This is a genomic window from Acinetobacter johnsonii ANC 3681, from assembly GCF_000368805.1.
In the GTDB taxonomy this organism is placed as follows: Bacteria; Pseudomonadota; Gammaproteobacteria; order Pseudomonadales; family Moraxellaceae; genus Acinetobacter; species Acinetobacter johnsonii.
On record NZ_KB849705.1, the window covers coordinates 153817 to 174136 of the forward strand.

Annotated in this window: 16 protein-coding genes; 11 read left to right on the forward strand and 5 right to left on the reverse strand. The window is 39.9% G+C overall.

Annotated features, from left to right (window positions below; translation table 11 throughout):
* Positions 1-176: 176 nt before the first annotated feature.
* From F946_RS04975 to F946_RS05025, 11 genes are all read left to right on the forward strand, one after another.
* Positions 177-494 (forward strand): ArsR/SmtB family transcription factor, encoded by a 318-nt coding sequence (locus F946_RS04975; RefSeq protein WP_004693230.1) that lies wholly within the window; start codon positions 177-179, stop codon positions 492-494.
* A gap of 101 nt (positions 495-595) precedes the next feature.
* Positions 596-2329 (forward strand): SulP family inorganic anion transporter, encoded by a 1734-nt coding sequence (locus F946_RS04980; protein WP_004979796.1) that lies wholly within the window; start codon positions 596-598, stop codon positions 2327-2329.
* A gap of 233 nt (positions 2330-2562) precedes the next feature.
* Positions 2563-3756 (forward strand): serine/threonine transporter SstT, encoded by a 1194-nt coding sequence (sstT, locus tag F946_RS04985; protein WP_004979798.1) that lies wholly within the window; start codon positions 2563-2565, stop codon positions 3754-3756.
* Between the two features lie 39 nt (positions 3757-3795).
* On the forward strand, positions 3796-4464 hold the full coding sequence (locus tag F946_RS04990; RefSeq protein WP_004979799.1) for a YoaK family protein: 669 nt from the start codon (positions 3796-3798) through the stop codon (positions 4462-4464).
* Between the two features lie 20 nt (positions 4465-4484).
* A complete protein-coding gene (locus F946_RS04995; protein WP_004979801.1) occupies positions 4485-5021 on the forward strand; it encodes a DUF2058 domain-containing protein in 537 nt (178 codons plus the stop codon).
* A 264-nt stretch (positions 5022-5285) separates the two neighbouring features.
* A complete protein-coding gene (locus tag F946_RS05000) occupies positions 5286-6524 on the forward strand; it encodes a mechanosensitive ion channel family protein (RefSeq protein ID WP_026056495.1) in 1239 nt (412 codons plus the stop codon).
* Between the two features lie 278 nt (positions 6525-6802).
* Positions 6803-6985, forward strand: coding sequence for a hypothetical protein (locus F946_RS17235; protein WP_162494659.1), 183 nt, complete (start codon positions 6803-6805; stop codon positions 6983-6985).
* A 238-nt stretch (positions 6986-7223) separates the two neighbouring features.
* Positions 7224-9074, forward strand: a complete 1851-nt coding sequence (locus F946_RS05010; protein WP_004979804.1) for an ABC transporter ATP-binding protein — start codon at positions 7224-7226, stop codon at positions 9072-9074.
* A 303-nt stretch (positions 9075-9377) separates the two neighbouring features.
* Complete coding sequence (locus F946_RS05015) at positions 9378-10406, forward strand: AraC family transcriptional regulator (protein WP_004979806.1); 1029 nt, start codon at positions 9378-9380, stop codon at positions 10404-10406.
* A 71-nt stretch (positions 10407-10477) separates the two neighbouring features.
* The gene (gene gcvH, locus F946_RS05020; RefSeq protein ID WP_004693240.1) at positions 10478-10852 is read left to right on the forward strand and encodes a glycine cleavage system protein GcvH; all 375 of its coding nucleotides are present in this window, start codon (positions 10478-10480) and stop codon (positions 10850-10852) included.
* Positions 10853-11115: 263 nt separating this feature from the next.
* A complete protein-coding gene (locus F946_RS05025; RefSeq protein WP_004979810.1) occupies positions 11116-12294 on the forward strand; it encodes an MFS transporter in 1179 nt (392 codons plus the stop codon).
* 47 nt (positions 12295-12341) lie between these two features.
* On the opposite strand, the gene F946_RS05030 is transcribed toward F946_RS05025, so the two are convergent.
* From F946_RS05030 to F946_RS05050, 5 genes are all read right to left on the reverse strand, one after another.
* Positions 12342-13535 carry a PilT/PilU family type 4a pilus ATPase gene (locus tag F946_RS05030; RefSeq protein ID WP_004979812.1) on the reverse strand — a complete coding sequence of 398 codons (1194 nt, stop codon included), beginning with the start codon at positions 13533-13535 and terminating at the stop codon, positions 12342-12344.
* A 237-nt stretch (positions 13536-13772) separates the two neighbouring features.
* Positions 13773-14834 carry a 3-deoxy-7-phosphoheptulonate synthase gene (locus tag F946_RS05035; protein ID WP_004979815.1) on the reverse strand — a complete coding sequence of 354 codons (1062 nt, stop codon included), beginning with the start codon at positions 14832-14834 and terminating at the stop codon, positions 13773-13775.
* Between the two features lie 490 nt (positions 14835-15324).
* The gene (locus tag F946_RS05040) at positions 15325-17424 is read right to left on the reverse strand and encodes an EAL domain-containing protein (protein WP_004979816.1); all 2100 of its coding nucleotides are present in this window, start codon (positions 17422-17424) and stop codon (positions 15325-15327) included.
* A 477-nt stretch (positions 17425-17901) separates the two neighbouring features.
* Complete coding sequence (locus tag F946_RS05045) at positions 17902-19071, reverse strand: fatty acid desaturase family protein (RefSeq protein WP_004979818.1); 1170 nt, start codon at positions 19069-19071, stop codon at positions 17902-17904.
* 12 nt (positions 19072-19083) lie between these two features.
* Positions 19084-20112 (reverse strand): flavin reductase family protein, encoded by a 1029-nt coding sequence (locus tag F946_RS05050; protein ID WP_004979821.1) that lies wholly within the window; start codon positions 20110-20112, stop codon positions 19084-19086.
* Positions 20113-20320 lie beyond the last annotated feature (208 nt).

The following is a 20320-nucleotide window of genomic DNA, read 5'->3' on the forward strand; positions in this document are numbered from 1 at the left end:
AGAACTTAAGTGATATTTTGAATAACTAATTTTGATGTAAATATTCAGTATATATAACTTTATCTAATATTTTATTTCACTAAAAGCCATGCATATTGGACTTGAAAAGACAGCATTATGAACGGCTTGGTTTTATACTAAGCGCACAGTTGTTTTGTTTTATGAGTAGGTTTTAAATGAACACAGGACTTGAAATAACGTCTATGCGCGACTCTGCTGAAGTTGTTGTAAGTATTTTAAAATCTCTAGCCAATACTGATCGTTTATTAATTTTGTGTCATTTGTCGCAACAAGAACTTAATGTTTCTCAAATTGAAGAAATTACCGACATCAAACAGCCGACTCTTTCGCAACAATTAATGATGTTACGTAAAAGTGATGTGGTAAATACGCGCCGTGATGGTAAGCAAATTTATTACTCCATTAAAGATGAACGCATGATTGAAGTTTTAAATACTTTGTATAGCTTGTACTGCCCAAAACCACGTCTCTAAACCAAATCACTACTATATTTTCTGTACTATGAAAATGAATGCTAAGACTTCTTAGCATTTTTTATGCATAATATATCTATATTTGTGATTTAGATTTTTTTATGTCTGATTGGAATCGTCGTCTAAGCCATTATCTACCCGCATGGCAATGGCTCAAGCACTATGACACGCCTACGTTTAAGTCAGATTTACTTGCATCTTTTATCGTCATTGCCATGTTGGTTCCTCAAGGCATGGCCTATGCCATGTTGGCAGGCTTACCGCCAATCACTGGGTTATATGCCAGCATTATCCCAATGATTATTTATGCCATCATTGGTGGCAGCCCGACTCTTTCTATTGGCCCTGTTGCCATCATTTCGATGATGACCTTTGCGACTTTGAACTCGATGTTTGAAGTTGGTTCACCTGTTTATATACAAGCGGCATGTTTATTAGCCCTAATGGTCGGTATCATTTCCCTGCTGTTGGGTTTATTTCGGTTTGGTTTCCTCATCCAACTGATTAGCCACCCCGTCATCAAAAGTTTCATTATTGCATCTGCTTTGCTGATTGCGTTGGGTCAGTTGAAGTTTATTGTCGATCTGCCCTTAAAAGCCAATAACATCCCAGAGTTTGTGGTTAGTGTTTGGCAATACATCAGTTTGACTCACATAGGTACACTTCTGTTCGGACTGTGTGCAATTGCATTTTTAATTTATGTACCAAAGTTGCTGAATACTAATGCCTTAAAAGGTTGGTTCGGATCGACCGTATTACTTTCGCGTACTATTCCTTTATTTTTAGTGGTTGCCTCGATTGCCTTGGTCTATTTTTTCCAGCTGCAAACGCTTGGAATCAAAACCGTCGGAATCATTCCATCTGGTATGCCTCCACTCGATATGCCGTATTGGAACTGGACTTTAGTTCTGCAACTTTTGCCAGGTGCAACCATGATCGCGATGATCAGTTTTGTTGAATCACTTTCCATTGCTCAAGCCACTGCTTTACAAAACCGAAGTCAACTCAACAGCAACCAAGAACTTATCGCTTTGGGGTTAGCCAATATCAGTGCAGGTTTCAGTTCGGCCTTTCCTGTAACAGGCAGCCTTTCTCGTACTGTCGTTAATGCAGATGCAGGCGCTCAGACCCCTATGGCTGGTGTGCTCTCTTCGCTGTTGATTATTGTAGTGAGCTTATACTTTACAGGTTTCTTTCAGGACCTTCCTTTAGCCATTCTGGCTGCAACGATTATCGTCTCGATATGGAAACTTGTAGACTTTAAACCCTTCATCGAAGCATGGAAGTATTCCAAAGCAGATGGTATCGCGATGTGGATTACCTTTTTTGGTGTTGTCTGTATCGATATTTCAACTGGCCTGATCATTGGCATGATCTCAACCTTTATTTTGTTGCTTTGGCGGATTAGCCGGCCACATATTGCTGTGATTGGCTTGGTCGAGGGGACGCAACATTTTCGCAATGTTGAACGCCATCAAGTTCAGACGACGGCACAAGTACTGTCAATGCGTATAGATGAAAGCCTAACCTTCTTAAATGCCAACATATTGAAAGGTGAACTGATCAATGCCGTGAGCCAACAACCTGAGTTAGCCCATGTGGTGATTAATTGCTCCAGTGTGAGTAGTATCGACTTGAGTGCTTTAGAAATGCTGGAAGATATTAATCTAGAATTGGCCAAGCAAAACATTCAGCTGCATTTGTCCGAAGTTAAAGGCCCTGTGATGGATCGACTGCAAAGCTCAAAACTATTGAAACATTTGAGTGGGAATGTCTTTTTAACCCATTATCAAGCCATTCAGACCCTTTCACCTCAGCTGCTTAAAACTTCATAAGAGACCGAATGTCTGCTTGCACTTTTTCAATATAGTGAGAAATATCAAGCAGGCATTTATGATAAAAATCCATTAAATATGTCGTTTTTATGAATTAAAATGAATAATAAAAACTGGAATTACAATAACTTAATTTTTATATTTAAATATTTTTCAGTCAGTTAGCAAATTAGGTATAAAATGGCGCACTTAAAATCCGTATTTTGTCCTCGTAATTTCAACAAGGCGCCTCTATGTTTTCTGTTTTAGCGCGAATGAGTCTAGTTACTCGAATTATTATTGCCATTATTTTGGGTATTGGTGTAGCCCTTGTTTTCCCAGGCGTTGCACCTTATTTGAGCCTGCTAGGCGACTTATTTATTAAAGCGTTAAAATCTGTCGCGCCTGTACTTGTATTTGTCTTGGTTCTTGCTTCTATTGCAAATTTTAAAGTAGGTCATAGTGCGAATCTACGTCCTATCATCATCATGTATGCCGTGGGTATGCTACTGGCTGCTTTTTCAGCAGTTGCTGTCAGCATCGCTTTCCCAAGTACGTTGTTCTTAAATTTACCTGCAAATACTGACTTACAACCACCAAGTAGCTTGATTGAAATCTTTAAGAACCTGCTGTTGAGCTTTATTGCTAACCCTGTAACTGCCATTAGTGAAGCAAACTTCATTGGTATTTTAGCGTGGGCTGTGGCCTTGGGTGCTGCATTCCGTCATGCCAAAGACTCAACCAAAGACTTACTCAATGATACTGCACACGCAGTAAATAGCGTGATTCGTTTGGTGATTAACTTTGCACCTATCGGTATTTTCGGTCTAGTGGCGGTAACCTTTGCAGAAACAGGTTTAAGCACATTAGCAAGCTATGCACATTTATTGGCCGTCTTACTCGGCACAATGGCTTTCGTTGCCTTAGTCATCAACCCGCTTATGGTTGCTGTGGTAACACGTAGCAATCCGTATCCATTGGTATTTCAATGTTTACGTGAAAGTGGTATCACTGCTTTCTTCACGCGTAGTTCTGCTGCGAACATTCCTGTGAACTTAGATCTTGCAAAACGTTTGGGTGTTGCTGAATCTACAGCGAGTGTAGCCATTCCACTCGGTGCGACCATTAACATGGCCGGCGCCTCAGTGACTATTACTGTGCTTACACTGGCAGCAGTGAATACGCTAGGTCTTAATGTTGACTTTACCACCATGATGATTTTATCTGTGCTTGCAACAGTTTCAGCATGTGGTGCTTCAGGTGTTGCGGGTGGTTCTCTACTCTTGATTCCAGTGGCGTGTGGCCTATTTGGTATTTCATCTGATATTTCAATGCAAGTCGTTGCAATTGGTATGGTGATTAGCGTACTACAGGACTCTACTGAAACCGCATTGAACTCATCAACTGACGTATTATTTACTGCAGCAGTTGACCGCGCTTCAAAATAATATATTGTAGAATCAGTATATTATTTCTTTTTTTAAGTTATGCCATTTCAACACTTACCACTTTGGATTCAACTGGGGGCATTCTTTCTTGCAGTCAATGCAGGAATGATTAATGTCTTAGGACTGGTGACTGTTTTACACCAGTCCGTCTCTCATATGACTGGAAATGTAAGTGTTTTGGCGATGTCGCTTGTACATTGGCAACCCGAAAGCATTTTATATTTGCTATTAGTAACTGTCTGCTATGTCATCGGTTCATTTTATAGCGGTGTAATTCTGGGAAATAGTCACTTTCGATTGGGACGCCGCTATGGCGTACCACTTAGTTTAGTGGCTTTTTTTATTTTTCTGTGTTGGTTCTTTCTGCCTTATTTTCCACGTTATGCTTTACTCTGGGCCTGCGTCGCAATGGGTGTCCAAAATGCCATGGTGAGCCATTATAAAGGCACCATCATTCGCACTACACATTTATCAGGTGTCCTTACCGATCTCGGTTTAGCGCTTGGTTATCGTGTGCGCGGACTTGTGGTTGAGCGTCGACGTGTAGTTTTACATCTTTTGATTTTAAGTGGCTTTTTGATCGGCGGACTCTGTGCAAGTTGGATGTATCCCTATTTAAAACTCAATTCTTTTTTAGTTCCAACAGCATTAAGCTTGATCCTTAGTGTTGTATATTGGATCATTTACTTTCGTTATCGTCGTTTTTAAACGCAGTTGTGGAATTCGCTATGGTAAAAAATGCATTACAGGCTCAGTTACTCAAAGCCGGTTTAGTTGACAACAAAAAGGCCAAAAAACTTTCTAAACAAGCAGTGCATGAGCAAAGAACAGGTCAAAGCAGTGAAGCTGAGATCAAGGCAAAAATTGCACAAGACAAAGAGCAAAAACAGGCCAAAGATCAAGCCATTGAACTTGAAAAGAAAGCGATATTGCAAGAAAAAGAGCTCAAAGCGACGATCATTCAAATGATCACGCAGCATAAAATTAGGGATACCGATGGTGACGTGGCCTATCAGTTTATTGACGATGGCAAAATCAAAAAACAATATATCAATCAACAAATTTATAATGCCTTGGTTGCTGGTAGCCTCGTGATTGCACGTGATCATGAAAGTTATGCCTTCTTACCTAAAGCTTTAGCTGATCGTATTAATGCCAAACTTGAAGGCTTTATTATCGTAAATACCTCAGAGAAAAATGAAGCAGTCACCGATGAGGAAGATCCATACGCTGCGTATGTGATCCCTGATGATCTCATGTGGTAATTTGAACCATCAGAAGCTTCCATATAGGAAGCTTCTTTTTTCCTAGTTCATTATAAAACTAATTTACCATTCCACTGATCTGACATATCCCGCGACCATCAACGAGCTATACTTCACGACATCCAAATAATGATTTAAAAGCTGAATCTAAGAGAGTAAATAAACAAGTCGTTGATAACATGTATAAACTTAGTGACACAATTTGCTTAATTCGTATAGCTGATTACACTATTTGCAGTGTTTTAATCAAAAGAAGATCGCATTTTGGATAATTTTCATTTCATACAGAGTTTAAAAGACTGGTCAGATCAGTATCCTTGGATCGAAATGCTGACAGGATTCTGCATACTCATTTTAGTGGCTATACTAGCGTATATTATTGCCAAGCATGTTGTCGTTCGTGGTATTCGGCATCTCATCACTAAGCTAAAATTTGCCAATCACGACATCATGTCGCAGCATAGTGTGATTCGTCGAATTGCGAACATTGTCCCAGCAATCGTCATTATGAATGGTATCGTTACCGTTCCTCACCTGTCTGCGAAAATGGTCAGCTTTGTCCAAATGGCGGCACAGGCCTTTATTTTCTTAACCATTGCGCTCGCGATTGGTGAATTACTGAATATCTTCAATTTGGTTTATCAACGCAATCCGAAGTCTAGAAATAAACCCATTAAAGGCTATTTACAGCTAATCAAACTGATTATTTTCATCGTTTGTGGTTTGATGATCTTAGGAACTTTCCTGAAAAAAGATGTCTTCACCTTGCTAGCGGGCTTCGGTGCTATGGCAGCAGTGCTGATGTTGGTCTTCCAAAACACCATTTTGTCTTTGGTGGCTTCTGTTCAGATTTCATCCTATGACATGGTCCGTATTGGAGATTGGATTGAAATGCCATCCCTGAATGCAGACGGTGATGTCATTGATATGTCATTACATACCATCACCGTACAAAACTTTGATAAAACCTTTACCACGATTCCAACCAACAAATTGGTCACTGATACTTTTAAAAACTGGCGTGGTATGTCACAGGCAGGCGTACGTCGTATCAAACGCTCACTTTATATTGACCAAAGTAGCGTTCACTTTATGTCTGAAGCAGAACAAAGCAAACTTAAAGAGTTCTTATTATTAGACCAATATCTGGATCACAAAAGTACAGAGCTGGTTGAGTTTAATCAGAAATTGAGCAATACATCTCCTTGTAATCAGCGACGTTTAACCAATATTGGGACCTTCCGTGCGTATGTTGAGCTGTACCTTAATCAGCATCCGAACATTTCAAAACATCAGTCTTTAATCGTGCGTCAGCTACAACCGACTGAAAAAGGTTTGCCACTGGAAATTTATGCATTTAGCAATCAAATTGCATGGAAAGACTATGAAGCGATTCAGTCGGATATTTTCGATCATTTAATCGCCATTCTTCCCGAATTTGGTCTCAAAGTTTACCAAGCACCATCGGGGTATGACATGCAAATCGCACTATCAAACCCGTAATTTTTTCACTTTGGTATGCTAAAACCACTCTAGTTTTAGCATACTAAGGTCTTAAAAACGCAGAATAGGCATTTTAATATACGTTCTAAATTACCCACTCTAGAATAAAAATTATAAAAATACATAACATTAGTTTCTCAACAACTGTGTTATTTACGTTGTGTATTATGTAAGTTAATTATGTGATTATTTACATGAAACATACCGCAATATCACAATATCAACCTTTTCTCTTCATTAAATTAGCCACTCCTTTTCACTTTGTAAGACTTTCTAAAATGAATACTTTAAATAAATCTTTATGTGCTGCCCTTTTAGCTGTAGCAGCGACATCTTCTTTTGCAGCAGAAACTCAAGCTGTAGAAACCACTCAAGCTGCTGTTGCAACTGAAAATGCAACACCTGCTTCAGAAGCTGCTGCATCTGATGCGGTTGCGACATCAGAAACTCAAGCAAACTAATGCTTTAAGCATCTTGGGGGATTCATTTGCTTGGATTCCCTTTTATCACTCTTCTCTATATCAGACTTTTATATCTATTCATCTGCATTTCTTGCTATCAATACTGCTACAACAACGTTTAGTCTCTCTCAATTTACACAGACCACTAAGGTCTTTTCATGCTAAAATTTTCAAATTCTACTTATTTATAAAACAAGTCATTACCTCATAAATGACTTATTTTTAGAAGGTTTTATTCATGTTCAAATGGTTTGAAAAACGTGTTGATCCCTATCCAGAAGAAGGTTTAAACCAACCTTTACCGACCACGTTCTTTCCGTTTGTATGGCAGGCCGCTAAAGGTGTGCGTGGCTATTTGCTGATTTTGATTTTATTCACGGCCGGTGCTGCCAGCTTTGAAGCCTTGTTTTATGCCAAAATTGGTGACTTAGTAAACTGGCTCAGTAAAAGCCAGCCAGAAACATTTTTAGCAGAACATGGTTCAAATTTAGTCCTGTTATTCTGTATTTTATTGGCCAATATTTTATTTGCCAGTTTACAGTCGATTATTAAACATCAAATATTATTTAGCACTTTTCCGATGCGTCTGCGCTGGCGCTTTCATAATTTACTGCTGAAGCAAAGTCTCGACTTTTTTCACAATGATTTTGCAGGACGACTCTCCGCAAAAGTCATGCAAACCGCACTGGCAATACGTGAGTTTTGGGTTATTTTGGGTGACATGTTGGCTTATGTGCTAATTTATTTTGTCACGGTCAATCTGGTGCTCGCCGCTATTTCTCCGCTCCTCATATTACCTTTACTAGTTTGGTTGGCTTTGTTTATCTGCGCAGCGTATTACTTCATCCCACGTTTGAGCAAAGTTTCAAATGAACAGGCTGATGCCCGAGCTGTAATGACTGGCCGCGTTACCGATGCCTATACCAATATTCAAACAGTGAAACTTTTTGCTCATGCAGGACGTGAAACTTTATATGCCAAAGCCTCGATGCAAGAGTTCATGGTCACCGTCTATAAACAAATGCGTTTAGGTGCTAAATATGAAATCAGCATCCTATTTTTAAACATAGTGCTTTACGCGGGTGTATTGGGCACTGCAGTTTGGTTATGGATGAATGGGCGAGTTGAACTCGGTGTTATTGCTGCTGCAACGGCTATGATTTTAAAACTGAGCAGTATTGCTGAATTTATCATGTGGCAAACCTCAGCACTTTTTGAAAGTGTCGGCACCATTCAAGACGGCATGAAAACCCTCGGTCGTTCGATCACGATTCAAGACAAACCTGATGCCAAAGACCTTGAAGTTAAACAAGGCATGATTGAATTTAAAGACGTAACTTTTGCGTACAACAGTAAAAATGTCATCGACAATTTAAACCTACGCATCCGAGCTGGTGAAAAAATTGGGATCGTTGGTCGCTCTGGTGCAGGGAAATCAACACTGATTCAACTATTGCTGCATTTTTATCAATTGAAACAGGGTGAAATTTTAATTGATGGACAGAATATTGAAGATGTCACCCAAGACAGTTTACGTCGTAATATTGCCTTAGTGACTCAAGACACCTCCCTGCTACACCGTAGTGTCGCAGAAAATATCAAATATGGCCGTCCCAATGCCAGTGATGAAGAAATGTATGCTGCTGTACGTAAAGCCAAAGCCGAAGAGTTTATTCCTCAGCTGACTGACTTACGTGGTAAATCAGGTTATGAAGCCTATGTTGGTGAACGTGGAGTGAAACTTTCAGGTGGCCAACGCCAGCGTATCGCCATTGCTCGTGTGTTCTTGAAAGATGCACCAATCTTAATTTTAGATGAAGCCACCAGTGCCCTAGACTCAGAAGTTGAAGCTGCAATTCAATCTAGCCTTGATGACTTAATGCAAGATAAAACGGTGATTGCGATTGCTCACCGTCTTTCAACCATTGCTCAAATGGATCGTTTGATTGTGCTTGATGAAGGTCGTATTGCAGAACAAGGGACACATGAAGAGCTGATTCAAAAAAATGGTATCTATGCGCACCTTTGGCAGCGTCAAACAGGTGGATTTTTAACGGAACAACATCCAATTAAAAAGAAAGAAGCCTAATTTTACTTCCCGTCCTCAGCACGCTTAGATCATTATCATCAATGATTTTAGCGTGCTGATTTTGAAAAGATTTTACTTAACTTTTAGCATCATTTGCTGAGCCTTGATTTTTATCGAGAGTCTTATATTTTTGCTCAGAAATTTATGATATTTATAATATCGTTCCACTAAATCAAAAATGTAAAGGATACTGAATTGCTATAGGCTCGGAACATATTGTCCAACAATATGCTCCATGAATTTGAAATATTCATGCCAATATAACTTCAGTCAGAAAAGAAAGAAAAATGCAATGGATCGCGCATGAAAACAGTTTCACTTCGCCAAGATCAAGGAATTCCTGGTGTTTATGGCTTATTGTTGTTAGATGTTGTCTCTCGTTGGGGCTATAACGCAGAGACCCTATTTTCCCCTTTTCAACTCACGAGCGAACAACTCGCAGAGCCTGACTTTCGCATACCTGTTCATACTGCCAATGAACTTGTGAAGTTGGCCAGCCGTCTCACTGGTGAGCCCACGCTTGGCTACCATCTAGGCACGCAAATGCGTATTTCAATTCATGGCTTCATTGGCTATGCCATTATGACAACTCATGATATTGGCGAAGCCTTGGTACTTGCTAACCGCTTTATTCAACTGCGCATGCCTTTTTTGCAGCTTTTCTTTTCCACCTTTGGCGAAAAAGCGACTTTACAATTACGCTGTGATGTCGATATAGAACCGTTGCGTACCGATATTGCGATCAGTATTATTTTTGGCATTGTTTCGATGAGTAAGGCGCTCACTGGCATTGAAAATCTGGCTGGGGAAATTGATTTCGATTTTCCAGAACCCGAAGGCTTTGATCGCTATCGTGCAAAGCTACCTAACCATAGTGTTCGCTTTGATCAACCACATTTACTTTTGAGTTTTGATAAGCATTATCTCGGCTTTAAAATGGTCAATGCTGACCCACTTGCAAGCCAAATAGCCATTAATCAATGTGAAGCTGAGCTCTCAGCTATGGGCGAACGCCGAAGATTATCGATGCGTGTTCGTGACATTTTAACGCGCTCAGAACAACACTATTTAAGCATCGAGCATGTGGCTGACCTCTTACACATGTCTGATCGAACACTGAAGCGCCAATTGGCTGCTGAAAGCACGTCTTTTTCAACCATTGTGGATGAAGTGCGTTACCGTCATGCCACGTCACTTTTGTCACGTACAGACTATAGCTTAGAGCAAATCGCGGATGAACTGGGATATAGTGATGTGGCAAATTTCAGCCGAGCATTTAAGCGTTGGAGTGGACGCAGCCCGAGTAATTGGCGTAAAGATCCGTATTTATAGATCTTTTGTTTTGATAGAAAAGCATGTATAAATCATGCGAAAAATGATTTTTGTATTTTAAGGAGTTATTCATGAATCATCCTTCAGAATTGAAGTATGCAAGTACACATGAATGGGTGCGTATTGAAGGTGATCTTGTTGTAACTGGTATTTCAGACCATGCACAGGATGCTTTAGGCGATTTAGTCTATGTTGAAACACCAGAAGTTGGTCAACAAATCACTGCGGGCGAACAAGCGGGTGTGGTTGAATCTGTAAAAACGGCTTCTGATATTCATGCACCGGTTTCTGGCACCGTGGTAGAAATCAATGCCAATCTGGAAGATGATCCTGACTTCGTCAATGATGACCCCTACGGCAAAGGTTGGATTTATAAAATCAAACCAGACAATATCGCAGATGTAGAACAACTCCTTTCAAGCACAGCCTATGAAGCAGGTCTATAAGCCTAGTATTCATATTTACGGCTCAAAAAATCAGTCTGCGGACTGATTTTTTTTTTGCAATTATTCTCTTATTTTGATAAATTAACTTAATATTTTTATTTTCAAATCGCTTAAATATCAGCATTTATTACTATAATTATACTTTTCACGTGCATTATCTTATAATTTGATTGTTCTAATTTCACAGCCGTGACCTAGCTTCTACATAAAATAATAGCAACAGCTCACGCCCTGTGGCCTCATCTTCGGACCAAAGGTTCTGCATGTCTGCTCTTAATACATCTTCGCTATGGAATAAGTCTTTTATTCTTTGTTTAGCGAACAATCTGTTTTTGTTCATCTTTTACTTTGCGCAGACCTCAATCCTCCCAATCTATATTTTGAATGATTTGGGTGGAAGCCTTGCACAAGCAGGCTTAGCCATGACTTTGTTCATGGCATCGTCTATCGCAGTTCGCCCTTTTAGCGGACTCATTATTGAAAAACTGGGAAATAAGAAAACGCTTTTTATCGCGGAAGCCCTATTTTGTTTGTTTTCCTTGGCTTATTTGTTTGCTGATAATTTACACCTGTTGTTACTGATTCGTTTTCTACATGGCATTTGGTTCAGTATCGTCACCACAGTTGCCGTACCTATCGTCAATGAGTTTATTCCAGAAAAACGTAAAGGCGAAGGCATGAGCTATTTTGTCATGTCGATTAATCTGGGGATTGTACTTGGGCCATTCCTCGGTTTAACCCTGATCCAGTCTGTATCCTATCCAATGGTCGCAGGAATTTTAGCGTTTAGTGTCTGTCTCGGTTTCTTGTTTTGCTTCTTTATCCCAATTCAGCAGACCACTCAAAAATTGACACCACCCGTGAAGCGCAAGCTCAGTATCCATGACTTTGTTGAAACTAAAGCCTTGAATATTTCAATTATGGGTATGATCGTTTCTTTTTCCTATGCCAGTATTATGTCGTTCATTTCAACTTATGCAGAGTCTAAACATCTGCTGAACTACGCGAGCTTGTTTTTTATCGTCTTTGCGATTTCCATGATGAGTCTACGCCCGATTACAGGCAAAATTTATGACCGTCGCGGAGCGAGCTATGTGATTTACCCAGCGATTATATTATTTAGCTTAGGACTTGTGAGTCTCAGTCAGATTCAATCTCTGACGGGTTTATTGGTTGCGGCAGTATGCGTTGGCATGGGCTTTGGTTCTGCACAGCCTTGTCTACAAACTTTAGCTATTCAAGGTGCGGAAAAGCATCGGATTGGCCATGCGACCTCCACGTTCTTTACCATGTATGACTTAGGTATTGCTCTTGGCTCTGTATTGTTGGGTCTACTCATTTCTAAGCAAGGTTATAGCTTCACCTATTTATTCTGTGCACTGACAACCATTTTAAGTTTATTGTTCTATGCCGTTATCGCGAATAGAAAGAAAACCGCTTAAAATATCAGTCCGTATGCGCATAGCAATGAACATACGGACTCAGAAAATTAGGCGTCGGCCTTCTCTTCTTCAGCGTCTTTGGCTTTTTCAGCAACCGCTTGATCAAAAGACAAAGCACTATTTGAGCTTAACTGCGGGTTGGCACGACTACTCTTTAACTTAATCTGTAGACGTAATTCATTGACCGAGTCTGCATTTCGTAGCGCCTCTTCATAAGCAATTGCACCTTGATTGTATAAATCAAACAAAGCCTGATCAAAAGTCTGCATGCCTAACTCTCGTGACTTCGACATCACTTCTTTAAGTTCGTGGAAATTCCCTTTAAGTATCAAGTCTGACATCAAGGGTGTATTGAGCATGATTTCTACTGCTGCTCGGCGACCACGCCCATCTTCAGTTCGCACCAAACGCTGTGAAATAATCGCCTTCATATTAGAAGATAAGTCCATCAAAAGTTGATTGCGACGTTCATCTGGGAAAAAGTTAATAATACGATCTAAAGCCTGATTTGCATTATTGGCATGCAGTGTCCCGAGGCATAAGTGGCCTGTTTCTGCAAAAGCTATAGCATGCTCCATAGTCTCCGTGTCACGAATCTCACCAATTAAAATGACATCGGGTGCTTGGCGCAGAGTATTTTTCAAAGCATTGTGCCAAGAATGACAGTCCACACCCACTTCCCGATGAGTAATCATCGATTTCTTATGTTTATGTACATACTCCACAGGATCTTCAACCGTAATAATATGCCCTGCCGAGTTTTCATTTCGATGATCAATCATGGCCGCCAAAGACGTAGATTTACCCGACCCTGTACCCCCAACGACCAATACTAAACCACGTTTTTCCATAATCACGTCTTTTAAAGACGTTGGAAGTTGTAGCTTAGTGAAGTTAGGAATTTCCGCGGTAATCGTACGAATCACCATCCCCACATGCAGTTGCTGCTGAAAAACATTGACACGAAAACGCGAAACATTGGGAACGCTAATTGCAAAATTACACTCCAGCTCAGTTTCGAACTCCAATCGTTGCTTTTCGTTCATTAAGCTATAAGCAAAGAGCTTAGTCTGATCAGATGGCAAATTTTGTTGACCCAATGGCTTCATAAGGCCCTGATGCTTAATACTTGGCGGAAAGTCTGCAGATATAAATAAGTCTGAGCCACCATACTCAACCACTTTGCTGAGCATGTGAAACATCATCCGACGGGCTTCTTCTAAAAGTTCTGCAGAATACATAGTGTTCTCTAAAAATTAGTGCAAATAGCTGATTTTAAAAAGCATTTCTTTTATTCAAAATACAATTTTTATCGTGTTGTTTCAGGCTTCTGATTTTGCATAAGTTTATGCTCTAGCTCAACCTAATTTATCGTTTGATAAATAACTTTTAGCTTATTTTTCAATTTATTATCTTCATTTATTGAACTGCATCACAAAAAAAGACCTTTCATTGAAAGGTCTTTTTGGCTGCGTTGATTAAGCACTACGTTGAACAGCGTGGCTGCGTAATGTATCGGCAACCTCTAAAAGTACTTGCTCGGTTTTTTCCCACCCTAAACAGCCATCGGTAACAGACTGACCATAGACCATGTCATCTGAAATTTTCTGATTACCATCAACCAAGTGACTTTCAAGCATGACACCACACACATTGCTTTGCGTACGTTCTGCAACAATGCTACGCAGTACATCGGGTTGATTAAGTGGATTTTTACTACTGTTACCATGACTACAGTCTATAACCAACGCGGGTAATTCACCTTTGACTTTACCTTGCATATGACGAATATCTGCTAAAGCATAGTTAGGCCCTGAGTTTGCACCACGTAAAATCAAGTGTGGCTTTGGATTTCCTTGCGACTGAAGCATACATGCCATGCCTTGCTGCCCAATTCCCATGAACTGGTGAGGGTTTGATGCAGACTGAATCGCATCCAGTGCAATTTGAATTGAACCATCTGTACCATTTTTGAAACCAATGCTGAACGGCATATGACTCGAAATTTCACGGTGAATCTGCGACTCGCTGGTACGCGCACCGATGGCTCCCCATGCCAACAGATCATCGAAATAAGCAGTCGCCATTGGGCTTAAAATTTCTGTAGCAATCGGTAGGCCCATGTCAAGAATCGCTAAATACAATGCTCGAGACTGCTCTAATCCCAACTGCATATTGGAGGATCCATCGAGTAGAGGATCGTATAGAAAACCTTTCCAACCCACTGTAGTCCGTGGTTTTTCAATATAAGCACGCATCACGAAGAAAATCTGATCTGAAACTTTGGCTTGTAGTTGTTTTAATTTTTCAGCGTATTCTAAAACCGCAATAGGGTCATGAATGGAACACGGGCCAGTAATGACCATTAAACGATGGTCTTTGCCTTCTAATATATTTTGAATGGTTTGACGCTGTTCAGCAATTTGTAGTTTTAATGGCGCTGAAAGTGGCAACTGTGCTTTGAGTTGCTGTGGCAAACTTAAAAGTGTTTCTTGAACTGTCGTTTGAGGACTTTGTAGTGCAGTATTTAGAGCATTCATTGGTTTGTATCCTTTGGACTGTGGTCTTCAGTCCGATCTTTTATTTGAGCGTTATGGGTCTAATGGATTGCTGGGCTAAAGTCATAAATTGACTAAAGTAAAACCAATAAAAGTTGCTAAAGTATGAATAGTTAGTTGTTTTCATGAAGTACTCCAAAATTTATTAAAACAGCAGATATAAAAAAACCTGACCAGGGTTGCCGATCAGGTATTAACTAGGTGGGCAACCTTTTGATGCCCGAACGCGTTCAGGCAATTATCTAAATTGCCAAAAGTAATAATTTGCGTTAGAAATTACAGGTTGCTTTAACATTTTTATATCTTCAAAAATATGTTATCTGAAATTTAAAATACGCTGATTTTTTTGCTTTTACAACACTTTTTTATGCAAAAATTCAGTTCCACCCTGTTTAAGTTGCTGTCTTCGCCTTTAGCTCAATTGCCTCATCATATTTGAGTTCATGAGAACGAACACTCTATAGAGCCATACCTAGTGTAATTTTAGCAACTGCATTTCTGCCTGCTGAGCACAAACAGGCGGACTAAACAGATAGCCTTGCCCAATATGACAGCCCATATCTCTTAAAAGTTGCAATTGCGTTTCAGTTTCAATCCCTTCAGCAACGATATCCATTGATAAAATCGGGCCAAGTTTGGCTAACCCTTCGACAATGGCATAAATCGATTTATCATCACTTAAACGTTGTACAAAAGAGCAGTCAACTTTAATAATATCAACAGGATAGTCACGTAAATGAGTCAGAGAAGAATGCCCTGTACCAAAATCATCCAGTGCTATTCGCACACCATTTGCTTTGAGTTTTTTTAAGGCGCGAACCACGTATTCATAGCCGCGTTCAGCCAAATGATATTCAGTAACCTCGATTTCAACAAATTTCGAGGGGATGCGGTAGGCTTTGAGACGTTTTAAAAAGATCTCTGCAAAATTATCACGCATAAACTCAACAGGTGCTGCATTAATTGAAATGGGTACAATCTGTAAGCCTTTTGCCCGCCATTCAGTAATCTGCTTGAAAACCTGATGCTGCATAATCTCACCAATACGGCTGGATAACTCATAATCATTAAAAGCTGCTGCGATTCGTGCAGGGCTTTGAATGTTATTTTGATCATCACGCCAGCGTAATAGCGCTTCATAACCGATAATTCTTTCTGAATCTAAACAGACTTTCGGTTGAAAGAAAGCCTCGATGGCAACATTACGGATAATTTGATGTGCACAATTAAGTTGTTCCGATTGCTCCCGTACCGCATTAAACATATCCTGATCAAACATGCGCATACCACCGCGCCCTTGTGCTTTAACATCATTAAGGGCTGTGTCGGCACACTTGAGTAGCTCACTGAGGTCATTAGCATCATCTGGATAGAGGCCACATCCAATGCTCATGCCACCATTGATGTAGTTCCCTGAAAATGTGATGGGAATCTCGAGCTGTTGCAAAATCTGCTGGGCAATTTGATTGAGCTCACCTATATCTTGCACATGCGGAACAATCACACCAAACTCATCCCCACCAAGACGAGCCAAGAAAGCACGTCCTTCTAGAATTTGTTTTAAGCGTTTCGATAAAATTCTCAGAAGGTGGTCGCCTGCAGCATAACCCAGTGTGTCATTGATAGTTTTAAAGTGATCTAAATCCATCAGCATGACGGCTAACTTTTGTTTTTTATCACGTGCGCTGTTATACAGTTTTCTGATTTTTTCTTTAAACGCACGCCGGTTATTTAAACCGGTTAATTCATCACGTTCACTGCCTTGTTTTAATTTTTTTTCGGTCAGATATTGCAGCGTGATATCACGTGAAACACATAAAATACTCTGGGTTTTTCCGTCAACATCAAGTACAGGTGTCAGAACATTATCCCAATAATAAACTTTACCGTCCGATAAACTCGTGCCATTAAAACGCGAAATTTGGCCTTGGCCCGCATCATGCAATGCTTTTTTGGCTTTTTTACGCACAGCAGGAGGCAAAAGTTCGACCCAAGACATACCAAAGTCTTTAACATCTGCACTTCCTAATAACATGACACATGCAGACTTATTCATATGTGTGACCGTACCATCTGGCTCAACCACAATAATGCAGTCTACACTGGCATTTAACATATCCGAATGGGCACGTAACAGCGCCAAAGACTCGATATAAATTTTCATGCCCTGATGAATATCAGTGCAACTCAGTTGAAATCCAGCCGTAGAGCGATCCATTTCACCTTGGACTAAGAACCAATGATACTGGCCCTGATGATTACGAATACGGCAGGTTTTTTCAAATGTGAGCTCGGCAATTATCGGTTGATGCAAAAATTCATCTAATGCTGGCACATCTTCTGGATGAATATATTCGACCAAATTGAAGCTATCTGCGGATAAATCCATTCCTCCCACATACTGACGTAAGGGTAAATTTATATATTTGCAGACGTCATTATGAATCCAAAAAAGCTGAGGAATAGTATCAATCAGATGGTGGTCTTTTTTTAAAGTAGAACGCTTTCCTGCCTGTTGATCATAAGCAATATTTTTAGATTTATTCTTAGGCTGTGAATGGATTCGCGACATAATAATTATCTGCAACTTAAACTTGCTGGTTTAGTCCATAACCAGACATATTGTTTAAAAAAGAAATCAAGCAAAGTCATGAAAAACAATAAAAAAACAAAAAGTAAATAATAAGTATAATGACGTTGCGTGATTACCATCACAATATGCATCATATACAACTTATATAAGCGTATACCAATGAAAAATTGCAACTATTACACAAATTAGACAAATAACTGAGAGCTGTTTTTAATAGCAAATGAGCATTCATTTGAGCAACACTGCAAAGCTAAACAACTTTCAGTGAAAAACTAATATTAACAATAATTTATTTTAAGTAAATACCGACTATTCACATAATGATTAAATTTAATCATACTTACACAAAGACATCATATAGAGGGGGTTTACGCCCTACTTTTGTGCAAAAAAAAGCAGAAGCCTGATTGGTAAATATTATCCAATAATGTTTCTGCTCTGGTACATACTAGTGAGCTATGATTTAAAGATTCTTTTTTTCAATAAACTCAGATTGTGTTTCAGAAAAGACTGTGTAGGGTCACTTTTTTCATAACATTCATTTGGCAGCGAGTATTTAGCCAATTTCACCCAAACAGATGAAAACTGTTTGATAAAACTCGCTTCATTGTAATGAATTCCATACTCTGCACACAATGCTTTAATTTTGGGCGCGACTTGTGCATAGCGATTGGCTGGCATGTCTGGGAAAAGATGATGTTCGATTTGATGACTCAAGTTCCCGCTTAAAATATGTAAGCCCTGTGTCCCACTAAAATTACTTGAGCCTCTAATTTGGCGCAGATACCACTCGGCCCGTTTTTCATTGTCGATATTGTCCATTTCAAAGTTTTCAGCGTCTTCGGTAAAGTGACCATTAAAAATCACCGCGGATGCCCATAAACTACGAATAACATTGGCTACCGCATTTCCTGCAAAAACTGGCAGTGCATTTGGCCCAGCAATGATTGGGAAAAAGACATAGTCCTTAATCACTTGGCGTTTCATTTTCTGCCTAAAATCATATGACTCTGCCCAAACTTCGCGCCAAGTTTTTGTTTTATAGGCGACCACATCCTCTATATGCAGATTTTGTATACCAACATACCACTCAAAAAACACCATCAATTGTGCAGCTAAAGGTAGATTCAACAAAAAGCGAGGTTCCCAGACCTGTGCATTGCTCACACGGACTAAGCCATAGCCGACATCATGATCCATACCAACAATATTGGTGTAGGTATGGTGGATATAATTATGCGTATGTTTCCAGTCGGGGCCTGTGGCCATAGTATCCCAGTCATAATTTGTCCCATTGAGACTCGGGTCATTTAACCAGTCAAACTGACCATGCATGACATTATGCCCAAGCTCCATATTTTCTACGATTTTAGATACCCCTAATAAACCTGTGCCCAAAAGCCATACTGGAGGCAGCCATCCTGCAAACATCAGCATTGCACGTGCGCTTATTTCGCTATAACGCACAAAATTTCGGATTTTGTAAATATACTGAGCATCTTTTTCATTGAGGTTTTCCATCACTTCACGACGGATCGCTTCAACTTTCGCACCAAACTCTTCAATTTGTGCAGCACTTAAATATTTGGATTTACTGCTTTCACTAAAATAAACGGGAAGATTCATATCTATACCTTCTTAAAGGTTGATCACAACAGGACTAACCGCCTGTGAAATGCATAATTTAATTTGTGTGTTATTGTTTTGATCAAGCTCGCCTGTGAGCAGATTCCGCACCACACCCTGAACTTTGGTACATGAACAAGTATTACAAATGCCCATACGGCAGCCATGCGCGGGACGTAAACCCGCCTGTTCTGCACTGTCTAATAAATTACTTTGAGCTTGAAACTGTTGCTGCGAACGTTGAAACGTGACCAGTTGAGCGCTCTGAGTATGATCGACAACAATTTGAAAGTATTCGGTATGGAGATGGTCAACTAGGTCTAAAGCCTGATAAATTTCTGTCAGGCTTTGCATCATATTGGTAGCACCACAAGCATAGCATTCACGTTGTTCAAAACCTTCAATCTTTTGGCTAAGCAACTCTTGGCTCAGATGTTGTTTATGAGTCCGTGTATTGACATGATGGTATTTAAACTGCGGATAATGTTCAGTAAGTTGTTGCAGTTCTGCATGAAAGCTATCATCCCGCGTAAAGTAAATTAAATCGATATTGGAAACTGTTTGTGGGCGTTTTAATACAGCCTTAATCAATGCGTAAATTGCGGTAATACCACTTCCCGAGGCAATCATCAGTGCAGAGTGAGGCTGAGTTTTCAAAACAAATTCGCCCTGCGTTTGGGAAATTTCAACTACACTTTTTACAGGCTGTTGAGTGAGCGCATTTGAGACTTTGCCCTGTTGTTTGACAGCAATCACAAGATTGCCATTTTCTAAAATCTCGACAATCGAATAGCTGCGCTGCCAACGTACACCAGCAATGAGTACTGTCACTAAGATACTTTGCCCAGCTTGATAGTCGGTTGCTTTAAAATGATGATTTGGCTGTAACTGCATGTACAGGAAGTCATCTGACAAGTGATGTTTTGCAACAATCCGCGCTTTGGCTTTTTTCCATGCCCATAGCGGATTGACTTTTTCAGCCAGAAAATCGATGAAATCTTCACGCACCCATTCAGGACGGTATTCAACATGCTTTCCCATAGTCACCCTCTGCTTTAGTTTATTTTTATACAAGTGTGCATTATTGAGACATCAAGATAAGGTGAGAACCTATTTTCGACTATGTCATAAAAGGACAAAATCTAACGAATTGACATTTTTTATCATTTTTGTTTAACAACATGAACGGTTTTGCCAATTCACTTTTCTTCTAATCAAAAACAAAAAACCAAGCCGCAGCTTGGTTTTT

Excerpts from the sequence above, each read along its gene's own strand:
- F946_RS04975 (WP_004693230.1), top strand. The coding sequence starts at position 177 with ATGAACACAGGACTTGAAATAACGTCTATGCGCGACTCTGCTGAAGTT.
- F946_RS04980 (WP_004979796.1), top strand. The coding sequence starts at position 596 with ATGTCTGATTGGAATCGTCGTCTAAGCCATTATCTACCCGCATGGCAA.
- sstT (WP_004979798.1), top strand. The coding sequence starts at position 2,563 with ATGTTTTCTGTTTTAGCGCGAATGAGTCTAGTTACTCGAATTATTATT.
- F946_RS04990 (WP_004979799.1), top strand. The coding sequence starts at position 3,796 with ATGCCATTTCAACACTTACCACTTTGGATTCAACTGGGGGCATTCTTT.
- F946_RS04995 (WP_004979801.1), top strand. The coding sequence starts at position 4,485 with ATGGTAAAAAATGCATTACAGGCTCAGTTACTCAAAGCCGGTTTAGTT.
- F946_RS17235 (WP_162494659.1), top strand. The coding sequence starts at position 6,803 with ATGAATACTTTAAATAAATCTTTATGTGCTGCCCTTTTAGCTGTAGCA.
- F946_RS05010 (WP_004979804.1), top strand. The coding sequence starts at position 7,224 with ATGTTCAAATGGTTTGAAAAACGTGTTGATCCCTATCCAGAAGAAGGT.
- F946_RS05015 (WP_004979806.1), top strand. The coding sequence starts at position 9,378 with ATGAAAACAGTTTCACTTCGCCAAGATCAAGGAATTCCTGGTGTTTAT.
- gcvH (WP_004693240.1), top strand. The coding sequence starts at position 10,478 with ATGAATCATCCTTCAGAATTGAAGTATGCAAGTACACATGAATGGGTG.
- F946_RS05025 (WP_004979810.1), top strand. The coding sequence starts at position 11,116 with ATGTCTGCTCTTAATACATCTTCGCTATGGAATAAGTCTTTTATTCTT.
- F946_RS05030 (WP_004979812.1), bottom strand. The coding sequence starts at position 13,535 with ATGTATTCTGCAGAACTTTTAGAAGAAGCCCGTCGGATGATGTTTCAC.
- F946_RS05035 (WP_004979815.1), bottom strand. The coding sequence starts at position 14,834 with ATGAATGCTCTAAATACTGCACTACAAAGTCCTCAAACGACAGTTCAA.
- F946_RS05040 (WP_004979816.1), bottom strand. The coding sequence starts at position 17,424 with ATGTCGCGAATCCATTCACAGCCTAAGAATAAATCTAAAAATATTGCT.
- F946_RS05045 (WP_004979818.1), bottom strand. The coding sequence starts at position 19,071 with ATGAATCTTCCCGTTTATTTTAGTGAAAGCAGTAAATCCAAATATTTA.
- F946_RS05050 (WP_004979821.1), bottom strand. The coding sequence starts at position 20,112 with ATGGGAAAGCATGTTGAATACCGTCCTGAATGGGTGCGTGAAGATTTC.